The organism is Ensifer sp., from assembly GCF_035999185.1.
GTDB lineage: Bacteria > Pseudomonadota > Alphaproteobacteria > Rhizobiales > Rhizobiaceae > Ensifer.
Genome location: NZ_DASYHB010000196.1, coordinates 1 through 13,642 on the forward strand (window position 1 = coordinate 1; position 13,642 = coordinate 13,642).

The 13,642-nt window shown below is 63.7% G+C and carries 10 protein-coding genes; 5 read left to right on the plus strand and 5 right to left on the minus strand.

The features are described from left to right. A partial coding sequence (locus tag VGO04_RS26330) for a metalloregulator ArsR/SmtB family transcription factor (protein WP_327498912.1) occupies nucleotides 1-289 on the plus strand: 289 nt, incomplete at its 5' end. 173 nt (nucleotides 290-462) lie between these two features. Then, complete coding sequence (locus VGO04_RS26335; protein WP_327498913.1) at nucleotides 463-1,497, plus strand: Gfo/Idh/MocA family oxidoreductase; 1,035 nt, start codon at nucleotides 463-465, stop codon at nucleotides 1,495-1,497. A gap of 149 nt (nucleotides 1,498-1,646) precedes the next feature. Here VGO04_RS26335 and VGO04_RS26340 read toward each other — a convergent pair whose 3' ends face one another. Next, nucleotides 1,647-2,735, minus strand: coding sequence for a Gfo/Idh/MocA family oxidoreductase (locus VGO04_RS26340; RefSeq protein ID WP_327498933.1), 1,089 nt, complete (start codon nucleotides 2,733-2,735; stop codon nucleotides 1,647-1,649). A gap of 56 nt (nucleotides 2,736-2,791) precedes the next feature. Then, nucleotides 2,792-5,044 (minus strand): glycoside hydrolase family 9 protein, encoded by a 2,253-nt coding sequence (locus tag VGO04_RS26345; protein WP_327498914.1) that lies wholly within the window; start codon nucleotides 5,042-5,044, stop codon nucleotides 2,792-2,794. Between the two features lie 277 nt (nucleotides 5,045-5,321). Between VGO04_RS26345 and VGO04_RS26350 the strand changes: the two genes are divergently transcribed. Beyond that, entirely contained in the window at nucleotides 5,322-6,647 is a 1,326-nt protein-coding gene (locus tag VGO04_RS26350; protein WP_327498916.1) for an aspartate aminotransferase family protein, read from the plus strand. A 129-nt stretch (nucleotides 6,648-6,776) separates the two neighbouring features. Continuing rightward, nucleotides 6,777-8,474 carry an adenine deaminase gene (gene ade / locus VGO04_RS26355; RefSeq protein ID WP_327498917.1) on the plus strand — a complete coding sequence of 566 codons (1,698 nt, stop codon included), beginning with the start codon at nucleotides 6,777-6,779 and terminating at the stop codon, nucleotides 8,472-8,474. A gap of 117 nt (nucleotides 8,475-8,591) precedes the next feature. On the opposite strand, the gene aac(6') is transcribed toward ade, so the two are convergent. Then, complete coding sequence (aac(6'), locus tag VGO04_RS26360) at nucleotides 8,592-9,056, minus strand: aminoglycoside 6'-N-acetyltransferase (RefSeq protein WP_327498918.1); 465 nt, start codon at nucleotides 9,054-9,056, stop codon at nucleotides 8,592-8,594. Beyond that, nucleotides 9,056-10,690: an alpha-glucosidase family protein gene (locus VGO04_RS26365; RefSeq protein ID WP_327498919.1), complete on the minus strand. Its 1,635-nt coding sequence runs from the start codon at nucleotides 10,688-10,690 to the stop codon at nucleotides 9,056-9,058. Before VGO04_RS26365 ends, aac(6') begins: the two co-directional genes overlap by 1 nt. Nucleotides 10,691-10,855: 165 nt before the next feature. Between VGO04_RS26365 and VGO04_RS26370 the strand changes: the two genes are divergently transcribed. Continuing rightward, a complete protein-coding gene (locus VGO04_RS26370) occupies nucleotides 10,856-11,773 on the plus strand; it encodes a sugar kinase (RefSeq protein WP_327498920.1) in 918 nt (305 codons plus the stop codon). Between the two features lie 291 nt (nucleotides 11,774-12,064). On the opposite strand, the gene der is transcribed toward VGO04_RS26370, so the two are convergent. Then, nucleotides 12,065-13,495, minus strand: a complete 1,431-nt coding sequence (gene der / locus VGO04_RS26375) for a ribosome biogenesis GTPase Der (protein WP_327498921.1) — start codon at nucleotides 13,493-13,495, stop codon at nucleotides 12,065-12,067. Nucleotides 13,496-13,642: the final 147 nt, after the last annotated feature.

Sequence of the window (13,642 nt, forward strand, 5' to 3'; positions counted from 1 at the left end):
CTCGGCCATGGCAAATCCTAAGCGCCTCCTCATCCTCGATTCCCTTGTCAAGGAAGAGATGGCAGTCGGCGCATTGGCCAACAAGGTTGGGCTGAGCCAGTCGGCTCTCTCCCAGCATCTTTCCAAGCTCCGTGCCCAGAATTTGGTCAGCACGCGTCGCGATGCGCAGACGATTTATTATTCGAGCTCATCGGACGCGGTGATGCGGATTTTGGGCACGCTGTCCCAGATCTACGGCGACGAACAGAACGCCACCGCAGAAAAGACTCCGGTCCGCAAGTCGGCCTGATCTTAAGTCCGCACCTGCGGACCCGCTGGAACAGCCCCACACGAGAAATCGCGCGGGGCTTATTCTTTTGTGGGCGCCAGAAAAGACACAAAAGTCTCTGCGTTTACCGGGCCTTGAGACTTCGGCGCCACCATGTCGCGCGACAGATCGCAGGCAACAGCGGACAAACGAGAATGCGTGACAAGGTCCGTTGGGGCATTGCCGGCACCGGCACCATCGCGAACAGTTTTGCATCAGACTTTCGGTACGTGGCGAACGCGCGCCTGGGCGCCGTTTCATCGCGCAGCGCTGCGACGGCCGACGCCTTTGCCGAGCGGTTCGGCAAGATCAGCAGCTATCAAAGCATCGAGGCGCTTGTCGACGCGCCGGATATCGACGCAATCTACATCGCCTCTCCCAATGCGCTGCATCGCGAACATGCCGCCATCGCGCTTTCAGCCGGCAAGGCCGTCCTGGTCGAAAAGCCGTTGACGACAACGCTTGCCGATGCGCGTGCGCTCGCAAGCGCAGCCGCCGCCAGCGGCACCTTCGCAATGGAAGCGCTGTGGACCAACTTCCTCCCGGCGCTATCGCGGGTTCGCGCGCTTCTTGAGAGCGAGGCGCTTGGCACCATCCGGCACGTGAGCGCAGAACTCGCCTACGAAAAGCCCTTCGACGCAAACAGCCGCTTCTTCGATCCGGGCCTTGGCGGCGGTTCGCTGCTCGATCTCGGCGTCTACCCGATTGCGCTGTGCCTCAATCTCTTTGGAGCGCCGGCAGCCATTGGCGGCACCTGGAAAAGCGCGCCCTCCGGCGTCGATCTCGCAACGACCATTCAGTTGACCTACGGCGGTTTCGACGCTGAGCTCGCCTGCGGTTTCGACCGCAACGGCAGCAACCGCTTCATCATCGAAGGCGATCGTGGCACGCTCGCCATCGACGCACCCTTCCTGAAGGCAAGCCGAATTTTCATTGCCACCGGCAGCCCCGCCCGCCGGCTGCTGGCATCTAGAGGGCAGGCCCTTTTCAAAGTTGCCCGGCGCATTCCCCTGCCCGGCCTTGAGCGTTTCGACCACGGCTTTCCCGGCCATGGCCTGCAATTCGAGATCGAGGCCGCAAGCGCCGCCATTCTGGAGGGCCGGTGCGAGCATGTGCTGATGCCGCTGTCGCGCAGCATCCAGGCGCTGGAAATCATCGAGGCGATCCGCGCAAAGCACGCGGCGGCCTGAAGCAGACCAACGCTAAGTGCGAGCAAATCTGAAAGATCGCGCCGCGCTTCAAGGACCACGCCGCACGCCGTCGAGGATGGGCGGACCTAACTCTCTGATATTACACAATTCCGGACGGAAAACCGTTTTACACTTTTCCTGGAATTGCTTTAAAGATCGAGCGGCCGATAGCCCTGCCAGCCGCTGTTGAGTGCGAGCACGACCTCGGTCAGATGCCGCGCCGTCGCGCCGGAGAAGAATGGCGTGTCGCCCCGCGCGATCGCATCGGCCTGCACGGCAATGCCACGCATGAAATCGATCTGCGACGGGAAGGCAGGAAGCGCCGTCGCACCTGGCTTCTTGGGGTAGCGAACCTTCGTTCCCGGATAGAGGCGAACGGGCAGCTTGCGCCCGAGCTTCCATTCCAGCCAGTCGAGCCCGCGATGCATCAGCGCACGTTTCGCACCGAACGCCTCGACGTGCACCGGCGAACGATTGTCCCAGAGATCGCGCACCACGATCACGCCCCTGTCGCCGATCACGGTCAGCGACCGGTCGCGCGGGGCCGCCAGACCGCAGGTGACGCGCGCCGTCACGCCGGAGCGGAACGTCAGGCATCCCACCGAAAAATCGGGACCGAGTGCCAGCGTTTCTGTGCCCGGCCCCTTGTCCGGGAAAGTGAGTGCCGAAACGGCGCTCACCTCCGCGATCGGGCCGAACAGCGAAACCAGCCAGCTTGTCGCGTAGCCCGCATGTTCGAGCGTACAACCGACTTCGAATTCGTGCACACCCGGCCAGCGGGCGCCAGAGCGGCTGCGCCAGGCGCGCCAGTTCGCCTTGAAGACCGGTCCATCTTCCATCTCGGCATAGACCAGCCTTGGCGTACCGATGGCGCCGGCCTCGAGCAGGCTTGCGCAGAGCGCCTGGGCATCACTGAGGCCATTGGCTGGCGCGCCGGCCAAAACCAGCGCCCGATCACGGGCAAGCGCGACGAGTTCGCTCGCCTCGTCGACCGACATCGCCAACGGCTTCTCGCAATAGACGTGCTTTCCGGCCGAAAGGGCGGCGCGGTTTACGGTATAGTGGCTCTCGGGCGTCGTCAGGTTGACGACGATCGACACGGCCGGATCGGCCAAAAGCGCATCCATTGAAGCATAGGCCGAAACCGCCCAGTGGCGCGCAAAGGCATCGAGGCGTTCGGCGTCGCGGTCCCAGACACCGACGAGCCGCAGCTGAGGGTGGTTGGCGAGTGTCGTCATGTAGTAGTCGGCGACAAAGCCCGTTCCGACAAAGGCAATCCCGGTCACGCTACCTCCTATCGGGCATCAGCCAGGAACGACGCGACGTAGACGAGCGGTGCGTTCCAGTTGATGGCGATTTCATTGGACCCGTAGGCTTCGATATCGTCGACATAGCAGGTCTGCGGCGCGCAGCCGCGCAGATGCTCCTTGGCGATATCGTCGACAAAGGTCGAGTTCGGCCCGCCGGCAAGCGACCCGACAGGCGGGTTGGGCAGCCTCTGATCGCGCTGGTGCGCATACCAGCGGCTGTGCTGGTTCTGTGGCGAGCGGGTGCCATAGCCGGTAACGTAGGACAAGCCCAGCGCATTGCGGCCGAGAATGTAGTCCATGCCCTCACGCGCGCCATTTAGAAAGACCCTCTCGCCCGAGAGATCGAAGGCGGCCGAAAGCACGATGATATTTTGCAGCATCAACTGGTTGGAGCCCCAGTCATAGCGCCGATCCCGGGGCTGATAGACGATGCCGAAGGGCTCGGCCCGTTGCAGAGTCAGCAGTTGCTGCGCCGCCGAAAGCACGGAATTGCGGATCATGGCGCGGTCCGCCGTCGGCAGGTCGGTGCCGTAGAGCGCCAGTTGCAGGCGCGCGAAGCCCGCAACGTTGCGCCAATCGAAGGCGCCCGTGGGTGAAAAAGCCTCCGCCTTCCAGAGCGGGGATGCCCGCAAGCTTCTCAGATACTCGCGATTGCCGGTCGTCAGATAAAGCTCGGTCGCCGCCCAAAAGAGCTCGTCCGAAATGCTGTCGTCGTCATAGTCGCCGCCTCCCATCTGTCCGTCCGATTTCGGCGCGAACAGCGGCGGATTGGAGTTGGCTGCCACCCACGCCTTGCGCGCGGCGGCAAGCAGTCGCGCCGAAAACGTCGGGTTTTCTTCGGCAAAGAGCCTGGCCCCCTGGGCAGCGACGGCAGCGACATCGAGCGTTGCTGCGGTCGAAGGACGATGCAGCGCCCGCGGCTGCGGATCTTCCCCCGGCAGCATCGGCGCGTCCGTCCAGGCGGTATCGTGGACCTTGTGGTGCACCATGCCCGCCAGCGGTTCGCCATCCGGCACCATCATGCGCAGGAGGAAATCCAACTCCCAGCGCGCTTCGTCGAGAACATCGGGCAGGCCGTTGCCGTTTTCCGGAATGCGCGACACACCGTCACGCGTCACCGGCGAGCCCTTGGAAAAAGCACGGCCACGCTCGTAGGCGGCCAGAAGCTGTGCCGCCGACAGTGCGCCGGTGACCGCATACTTGCCGTGGTCACCGGCATCGTACCAGCCGCCGGTCACATCAAGCCGGTAGGCGCACGACCAGTCGCCATAGAGCGTCTCGGCCTGTTTGCCATCGAGACAAGGGACCGCCTTGTCGCCCTGGTTCGGCGCGATGCCGACATGGCCGGCAGGCCGGGCATAGGCCTTGCCGGCAATCGACGCCTCTATCTCGACGCCGCTGCGTTGCGGGTAGAACCAGGACAATGCGTCGGTGCGCAGTCGGCCGTAGAGATCGTCACTGACCGAAAAGCGGTCGCTGGCCCAATCGCCCGACACGAGGCGATAGCCGTCGCCGGCGGTCGCAAAAGTCGAGAAGTCCGCGACCTGCGTTTCGACGCCGGCCGTGGGATCGAAGCCGTGTGGCTGTGTCTTGCCCTTACCGACGATCCTGTTCTTGGCATCCATCAATTGAAAGTCGATCGGCCGCTTCGCGTCGGCGACAAAGGTCGCCCGCTTCGGCCCATCGGTCAGGTAGCCAAGCTGATTGACGCGAATGGCCGGCCCTTCGAAAGCCCGCTTTGCCGCCCGCGCCATGGCACCCGTCGCCGCCAGCGACACGTCGTCGAGGCACACCTGGCCGCCCTCGGTCCCGCCGAGTGCAAACACCAGCTGCGCCTCATCCGGTTCAGGAGCCTCGAATTCCGCCGAAAACGCTGTCCCGCTCGCAGAACCCGCGACCGTGAACTCGGCGGCTGCGGTCCAGGGGTCGGCAGCCCGCTGCACTCTTGCCGGCACCGCACGCGCCGGGTTGGTCGCCACTTTCATCGACAGGCGATAGACGCGCCCTGGCACGAGCTTCAAACCGTTGACGCCGATGAGTTGGCTCCAGACGTCGCCGCCGCTTTCGACCTCCGCGCAGAGCTGACCGCCAGACCGTTCAAGCCTCAAGCCGTCACTCGCCCAAAACGTGTCGCGGGCGTCTTCGAACTGACCGTCGGCTATCAGCTCGGCGGCTGTCGCCAGGCCCGGCAGGAAGAGCGCGGCAATCGCCGCGTGTACTATCCCGAACCTCGACACGTGCTGAACTCCCGATACGTCAGGCCAGGTCATGAGGTGGAGAGGCCTTTTTTGAAGGCGGCCACGGACCCGGCAAGGCATGGCAGCAGAGGGTTGCCGCAAACAGGTTAAGCTTGAGAAAATTTCCGGCGCCGCGACAAAAAAACGCCGCCTCGACGGGCGACCTGTGAGCAGGGTTGCGAGACTTGACGCGACCCGGCGCCCTGATAGTTTGACCAAAGGGTAAAAAAATGAGCGGGCAGCGCCGCCTGCCTGAGACCGACCGAGGAGAACTGGAATGTCGAACCGCCTCAATACGCCGAACGATCTGCGCGCCTTCTGGATGCCGTTCACTGCGAACCGGCAGTTCAAGAAAGAGCCGCGCCTGTTCGTCGGCGCCAAGGACATGCACTACACGACCCATGACGGTCGCACGGTGCTGGACGGAACGGCGGGGCTCTGGTGCGTGAACGCCGGCCATTGTCGCCCGAAGATCACCGAGGCGATCCGCGAACAGGCGGGCGAACTCGACTATGCACCGGCCTTCCAGCTTGGACACCCCAAGGCCTTCGAACTGGCAAACCGCCTGGTCGATATCGCGCCTGAAGGCATGAACCACGTCCTTTACACCAATTCCGGCTCGGAATCGGTCGATACCGCCCTCAAGGTTGCGCTCGCCTATCACCGCGCCAAGGGCGACGGCTCGCGCTTCCGCCTGATCGGTCGCGAACGCGGCTATCACGGCGTCAACTTCGGCGGCATCTCGGTCGGCGGCATCGTCTCAAACCGCAAGATGTTCGGCACGCTTCTGACGGGCGTCGACCACATGCCGCACACGCACTTGCCGGCCCAAAATGGCTTTACCCGGGGCGAGCCGGAGCATGGCGGCGATATCGCAACCGAACTCGAGCGTATCGTCACGCTGCATGACGCCTCCACCATCGCAGCCGTCATCGTCGAGCCGGTCGCCGGTTCCACCGGCGTGCTGATCCCGCCGAAGGGCTACCTCAAGAAGCTGCGCGACATCTGCACCAAGCACGGCATCCTGTTGATCTTCGATGAAGTCATCACCGGTTTCGGCCGCCTCGGCACGCCGTTCGCCGCGCAGTATTTCGATGTGAAGCCGGATATCATCACCACGGCCAAGGGCCTGACCAACGGCGTCATTCCGATGGGCGCGGTCTTCGTCACTTCCGAGATCCATGATGCCTTCATGAACGGCCCGGAGCACATGATCGAGTTCTTCCACGGCTACACCTACTCGGGCAACCCGATCGCGTCCGCCGCCGCCCTTGGCACGCTCGACACCTACAAGGAAGAAGGCTTGCTCACACGTGCCGCCGAGCTTGCACCCTATTGGGAAGAAGGCCTGCATTCGCTGAGAGACTGCCCGCATGTCATCGACATCCGTAACCTCGGCCTGATCGGCGCGATCGAATTGCAACCGATCGCCGGCGACCCGACCAAGCGTGCCTTCTCGGCCTTCCTCAAGGCCTACGAGAGCGGCCTGTTGATCCGCACGACCGGCGACATCATCGCGCTGTCGCCGCCACTGATCATCACCAAGGCGCAGATCGACGAACTCTTCGGCAAGCTGCGCGCCGTTCTCAACAACAACATCTGATAAGGCTGACCGCCAACGATCTTGACCCTTTCCCCGGCAACGGGGGAAGGGTTACTCTTATCTGCCACAAGGAACCCGGCGGCGGCCGCTCGACCGCGCCGGGCGCACAAAAGAAACTGGAGTTGCCTCATGTCCGAAACGCTGGAACGCTACATCGATCAGGGCGTCGGACGCGAGCCCGCCGACATCGTCTTGAAAGGCGGCCGCTTCTTCGATCTCGTGACCGGCGAACTGGTCGCCTCCGACATCGCCATCTCCGGCGACCGTATCGTCGGCACCTTCGGCAGCTATGTGGGCCGCGAGGAAATCGACATCACCGGCCGCATCGTCGTGCCCGGTTTCATTGACACCCATCTGCACATCGAATCCTCGCTGGTCACCCCGCACGAGTTCGATCGCTGCGTCCTGCCGCTCGGCATCACCACCGTCATCTGCGATCCGCACGAGATCGCCAACGTGCTCGGCACCGAAGGCATCGAGTTCTTCCTCGATTCCGCGCTCGAGACGATCATGGACATCCGCGTCCAGCTCTCCTCCTGCGTGCCGGCGACCCATCTGGAAACTTCGGGTGCCGACCTTCCGATCGAGAGGCTGCTGCCCTTCCGTCGCCACCCCAAGGTCATCGGCCTCGCCGAGTTCATGAATTTTCCCGGCGTCGTGCACAAGGACCCGGTCTGTCTCGCCAAGCTCGAGGCGTTCCAGGGCGGGCATATCGACGGCCACGCGCCGCTGCTGTCGGGCAAGGACCTGAACGGCTATCTCTCAGCCGGCATCCGCACCGAGCATGAATGCACCACGGCCGAGGAGGCCATGGAGAAGATGCGAAAGGGCATGCATATCCTCGTGCGCGAGGGCTCGGTCTCCAAGGACCTGCACGCGCTGATGCCCATCATCACCGAACGGCTGTCGCCGCATCTGGCGCTTTGCACCGACGACCGCAACCCGCTCGACATCGCCGAGCAGGGCCATCTCGACCACATGATCCGCACGGCAATCGCTGCCGGTGTCGAGCCGCTGGCGATCTATCGCGCCGCCTCGATCTCGGCCGCGCGCGCCTTCGGCCTGCGCGATCGCGGCCTTGTCGCTCCGGGCTGGCGCGCCGATCTCGTGGTCATCGACAGCCTGGAGAACTGCAAGGCCGAGACGGTGTTTTCCGGCGGCCGCCGCGTGACCGACGCGCTGTTTGCAACCCGCAAGCCGGTCGCGCCCGTCGGGCTCGACAGCGTCAAGGCCGGCCATGTCCATGCCAGCGCCTTCGGCGTGCCCGTCACCGATGGCGATACCTCCGTCATCGGGGTTCTGCCCGGCAAGATCATCACCGAGCACCGACGCTACCGCCTGCCGGCCGTCGGCAACCAGACCGGCGTCGATCTTGGCCGTGACATCATCAAGGTCGCCGTCATCGAGCGCCACGGCGTCAACGGCAACCACGCCAACGGCTTCGTGCAAGGGTTCGGACTGAAGAAGGGCGCCATCGCCTCCACCGTCGGCCACGACAGCCACAACATCTGTGTTGTCGGCGTCAGCGAAGAAGACATGGCGATCGCCGCCAACCGGCTCGGCGAGATCAAGGGCGGCTTCGTCGTCGTCGAAGACGGCAAGGTGACCGGCGAGATCGCGCTGCCGGTCGCGGGCCTGATGAGCCTCGAGCCTTACGAGTCCGTTCGCGACACGCTGCACCACCTGAGACAGGCGGCCTTCGCGCTCGGCGCCACGCTGGAGGAGCCGTTCCTTCAGCTTGCCTTCCTGCCGCTGCCGGTGATCCCGCATCTGAAGATCTCCGACCGCGGGCTCGTCGACGTCGACAAGTTCATGCTGATCGGGTGAAGCTACAGCGCCGCGCGCCTTATCGGGCGCGCAAAGGTCGCTACAGTACTTTGAATGCTGCATGTTCTGTCCTCTAATCGGAGACGATGAGAGGACAAAACATGCAGTAGAGGCGTCTCAATTGTTGGCCGCGACCGGCAACAGTTCCTTGCGGAAATAGACGACCCGCTCCGTCTCCTCGAAGCCCAGCGCCGTGTGCAGGCTCTGGCTCCTGAGATTGTCCGTCGCTGTGTCGGAGGCGAGTTCCTGGCACCCCTGGCTCGCCGCCCAGCGTTCCACCGCCGTGATCAGCGCCCGTGCCACGCCACGGCGCCGGTACGCGGGCAAGACATAAATGCCTTCGAGGAACGCCACCGGCGAGGTCTCGCAGCCATTGACGTAATCGCGACGAAGCGATGCCTCGGCAAAGCCGGCAGCAACCCCGACCTCGTCCTCGCACAGAAACGATGCATATCGGTCGCCTTCGGCAAGAGACGATTCGACCTTGGCGCGGTGCTCCGCTTCCGGCGTATCCGGCCAGAGTGCGAGCCGCATTTCGACCCATCGGGCGATCGTTTCGTGGTCCATCAACAACACGCGCATCAGAGTTTCCCAGAGAAGACCGACAGCCCAGCAATCTTGATGCTACCGGCTTCGAGGCGTGCCGGATATCCGGGCAAATCCAGGGGTTGCATCGAGGCGGCCGGCGCCAGAAACTCAAGCGGCTCGCGCGTGAGGTTGAAAACGAACAGCAACCGCTCGCCATCCTTCTCGCGAACGAAGGCGAGAAGGTCGCTGTTGCTGTCGAGGAAGCGTAGCGTTCCGTCGCGCAGGGCCGGTTGCGCTTTGCGGAAGGCGAGCGTCGCCCGGTAATGGTCGAGCACGGTGTCGCCTGTCTCCTGGGTATCGACCGCCAGTCGCTGATGTTCCGGCTTGACCGGCAACCAGGGCTTGCCGCCGGTGAAACCGGCGTTCGCCGCTGCCTCTTCCCACACCATCGGCGTACGGCACCCGTCCCTACCCTTGTAGGACGGCCAGAAGCGGATGCCGTAGGGGTCGCGCAGGTCTTCGAAGGCAAGCCCCGCCTCCGGCAGTCCCAGTTCTTCGCCCTGGTAAAGGCAGATCGAGCCGCGCAGGCAGGACAAAAGCGTGATCGCCAGCCGCGCCACTGTCTCCCGCTCCGCCTCGCCCTTGGCGAAACGGCTGACATGACGGGTCACGTCATGGTTGGAGAAGGCCCAGCACACCCAGCCGTCGGTCACGGCCTTCTGGAAATTCTCGACGCAGCGGCGGATATGCGTTGCCGTGAAATCGGGACCCAAGAGGTCGAAGGTGTAGCACATGTTGAGCTTGTCGCCGCCGCCCGTATAGGCGGCCACCGTCTTCAGCGACCGCGCACCGTCACCCACCTCGCCGACCGTCATGCGGGCGTCGTACCGGTCGAGCAGCGCCCGGAACCGCTGGAGGAAGGCGACGTTCTCCGGCTGGCTCTTGTCGAAGAGATGGTCCTGCATGCCGTAGGGGTTCACGTCGGGCGCATCGTTGCTGGTGGCGTCCGGGTCGGGAACGAGCGGCGGGTTGTCGCGCAGATGCTTGTCGTGGAAGTAGAAGTTCACCGTGTCGAGGCGGAAACCATCGACGCCGCGGTCGAGCCAGAAGCGGGCGGCATCGAGCACCGCGTCCTGCACTTCGGGATTGTGGAAGTTGAGGTCGGGCTGGGAGCCCAGGAAATTGTGCATGTAATATTGCTTGCGCACCCCGTCCCACTCCCAGGCCGGACCGCCGAAGATCGACAGCCAGTTGTTGGGTGCGGTGCCATCCGGCTTCGGATCGGCCCAGACATACCAATCCGCTTTGGGATTCGCCCGGCTGGATCGGCTTTCGACAAACCAGGGATGGCGGTCGGATGTATGCGAGATCACCTGGTCGATGATCACCTTGAGACCGAGGCGATGGGCTTCACCAAGCATCTCGTCAAAATCGGCGAGCGTGCCGAACATTGGGTCGACGTCGCAATAGTCCGACACGTCGTAGCCCATATCGGCCTGTGGCGAGGTGAAGAACGGCGACAGCCAGATCGCATCGACGCCGAGCGAGGCAATATGCGCCAGGCGCCGGGTGACGCCCTTCAGATCGCCGACGCCATCGTCATCGGTATCCTGGAAAGAGCGCGGATAAACCTGGTAGATCACCGCGCCGCGCCACCAGTCCTCACCCGAAACCTGCAGAGACGCCATGAATGCCCCCTCAAAGACGATCCGTCGAACAAAGGTGTAGCCTTGCCCGGCGGATCAGTAAACGCCGTCCTGTCTCCGCGACCGCATCACCGGAAACAATCTCTTGCCGTGAACGACGGAGCCCCTTATCCCGTCACAGGCGAAATTTTTGCGAGGAGGAAAGACGTGGCCGGTAAGATGCTTGCGATCGGGGAGTGCATGGTCGAGCTCATGCAGGCGGATGGCGGCCTGCTGCGCAAGGGCTATGCCGGCGACACCTTCAACGCCGCCTATTACGCACGCCTCTTCATGCCCGTCGACTGGACCGTCGGCTACTGCTCCGCCGTCGGTACCGATACGGTGTCGGACGAGATGCTCGCCTTCATGGCCGAAAAAGAGATAGACACGTCGGCCGTGCGGCGCATCGAAAACCGCTCGGCCGGCCTCTACATGATCCACCTGAAGGACGGAGAGCGCAGCTTCTCCTACTGGCGCTCCCATTCGGCTGCAAAGCTCTTGGCCGACGATGCCGATCATCTCCGTCGCGCCATCGAAGGCTCGGACCTCATCCTCTACTCAGGCATCACGCTCGCGATCCTCGCGCCAGACGCCGTCGAAACGCTGCTGTCGGAACTGCGCCGTGCGCGGGCCGCCGGCAAACTGGTGGTCTTCGACCCGAATATCCGCCCCCGGCTCTGGGACGACGCCGAGCGCATGCGCCGCACGCTGACCGACGGCGCTCGCGCCGCAAGCCTCGTCATGCCGAGCTTCGACGACGAAATCACCCATTTCGGCGACGCCTCGATCGAAGCGACGATCGCGCGCTACAAGAGCCTCGGCGCCGAAAATGTCGTCGTCAAGGATGGCGAAAAGGGCGTGACCCTCGCCTTCGGCGACAGGCCGGTTGAGCACGTCCCGGCGACACCGGTCGAACGTGTCGTCGATACGACCAGTGCCGGCGACAGCTTCAATGGTGCTTTCGTCGCTCGCCTCGTTGCCGGCGATACGCCCGCGCAGGCTGCTGCGTTCGCGGCAAGCGTCGCGGCCGGCGTCATCGGCCATCACGGCGCGCTGGTGGCAAAAGAAAAACTGCCTGCCGCTTAACCGGCAGTGGAAAGCGCCTAGGGACCTTTCCACACAACTGGCCAAGATATTGCTGGTCGTTGTTTGTCGGGAAACCCTTGCGCCACCCCACATGTCCGTCATGTGCTTGTCGCAGGAATCTCTGGCAGTTCCATTGGAACTGCGGGATCAGCCCAGATCCTTGTGCTGAAAGGGTCTTTTGATCCGACGGACGTCGGACCGCCGGATCCCCGCCACAAGGCGAGGATGAGGGAGGGTGGAATGAGCCGCCCGCACAAAAGCAATCTCAACGGCTGTCAGCAGCCGGACCGCTTAGCGGCGCTTCTTCGCCTTCGATTCGTAGGGATTGTCGCCCGACCGGAAGTGCATGCGGATCGGCACGCCCGGCAGGTCGAAGTCGTTGCGCAGGCCATTGATCAGGTAGCGAATGTAGGATTCCGGCAGCGCGTCAGGACGCGTGCAGGAGATCATGAAGCCCGGCGGGCGGGCCTTCACCTGCGTCATGTACTTCAGTTTCAGACGACGGCCGGAAACGGCCGGTGGCGGATGCTGGATCTGCTGCGAATCGAGCCAACGGTTGAGCCGCGCAGTCGAGATGCGCCGGTTCCAGGTCTTGTCCGTTTCGATGATCGCCTGCATCAGCCGGTCGAGGCCATAGCCGGTATGACCGGAGATCGGCACGGCGCGGATGCCGCGCGCCTGCGGCAGCAGCCGCTCGGTCTTTTCGCGAAGGTCGGCAAGCACCGTCTGCCAGTCCTCGACCAGATCCCACTTGTTGAAGGCAAGCACCGCCGCCCTGCCCTCGCGCAGGACGAGATCGACGATCTGAAGGTCCTGCTTTTCAAAGGGAATGGTTGCGTCGAAGACGATGACGACCGTTTCGGCAAAGCGAATGGCGCGCAAAGCGTCGGCAACCGAGAGCTTTTCGAGCTTCTCCTGCACCTTGGCCTTGCGGCGCATGCCGGCGGTGTCGAACATCTTGATGGTGCGGCCACGCCAGTCCCATTCGACCGAAATGGAATCGCGAGTGATGCCGGCTTCCGGGCCGGTCAAGAGCCGGTCTTCCCCGAGGAAACGGTTGATGAGCGTCGACTTGCCAGCGTTCGGGCGGCCGACGATCGCCACGCGCAACGGCTTGGTCTCGTCATAGGCAGCCTCGACTTCTTCTTCGCCGTCTTCGTCTTTAAACGTCGGGCTGAGGTCGATATCGGTCTCGGCCACGTCATCTTCCGGCGGAAAGGCGCGCTCCTCGCCGATCGCAGCCACGATCGCGTCGCGCAGGTCGAGCATGCCCTGGCCGTGTTCGGCCGAGATCGGGCAGGGTTCGCCAAGGCCGAGCGTGAAGGCATCGTAGAAACCGCCGTCCGAGCCACGCGCTTCGGACTTGTTGGCAACCAGCACCACTGGCTTGCCGCGACGGCGCAGCATTTCGGCCAAGGTCTCGTCGGCCGGCGTCAGACCGCCCTTGGCATCGACGAGGAACAGCGAGAGATCGGCCTCATCGATCGCGGCTTCCGTCTGCGCCCACATGCGGCCCTGCAGCGTATCGGGCGCCGATTGCTCAAGACCCGCCGTGTCGATGATGCGGAAGCGCAGGTCGATCAGCTTGGCATCCCCGGGCCGCCGGTCGCGGGTAACGCCGGGAGTGTCATCGACGAGCGCCAGCTTCTTGCCGACCAGACGGTTGAACAAGGTGGACTTGCCGACATTGGGACGCCCGACGATGGCGACGGTGAAGCTCATGGATCTATTCCGTTTCCGCTTGGAGCGCCCCAGCCGATCCGGCAGGCCGCACTCAAATCTTGTTTTCTGCCGCATTGGGCAGCGACAGTTCCACCAGGAACTGTTCCGTTTTCCTACGCAGTTCCGGACGCAAAACCGCTGCGCACT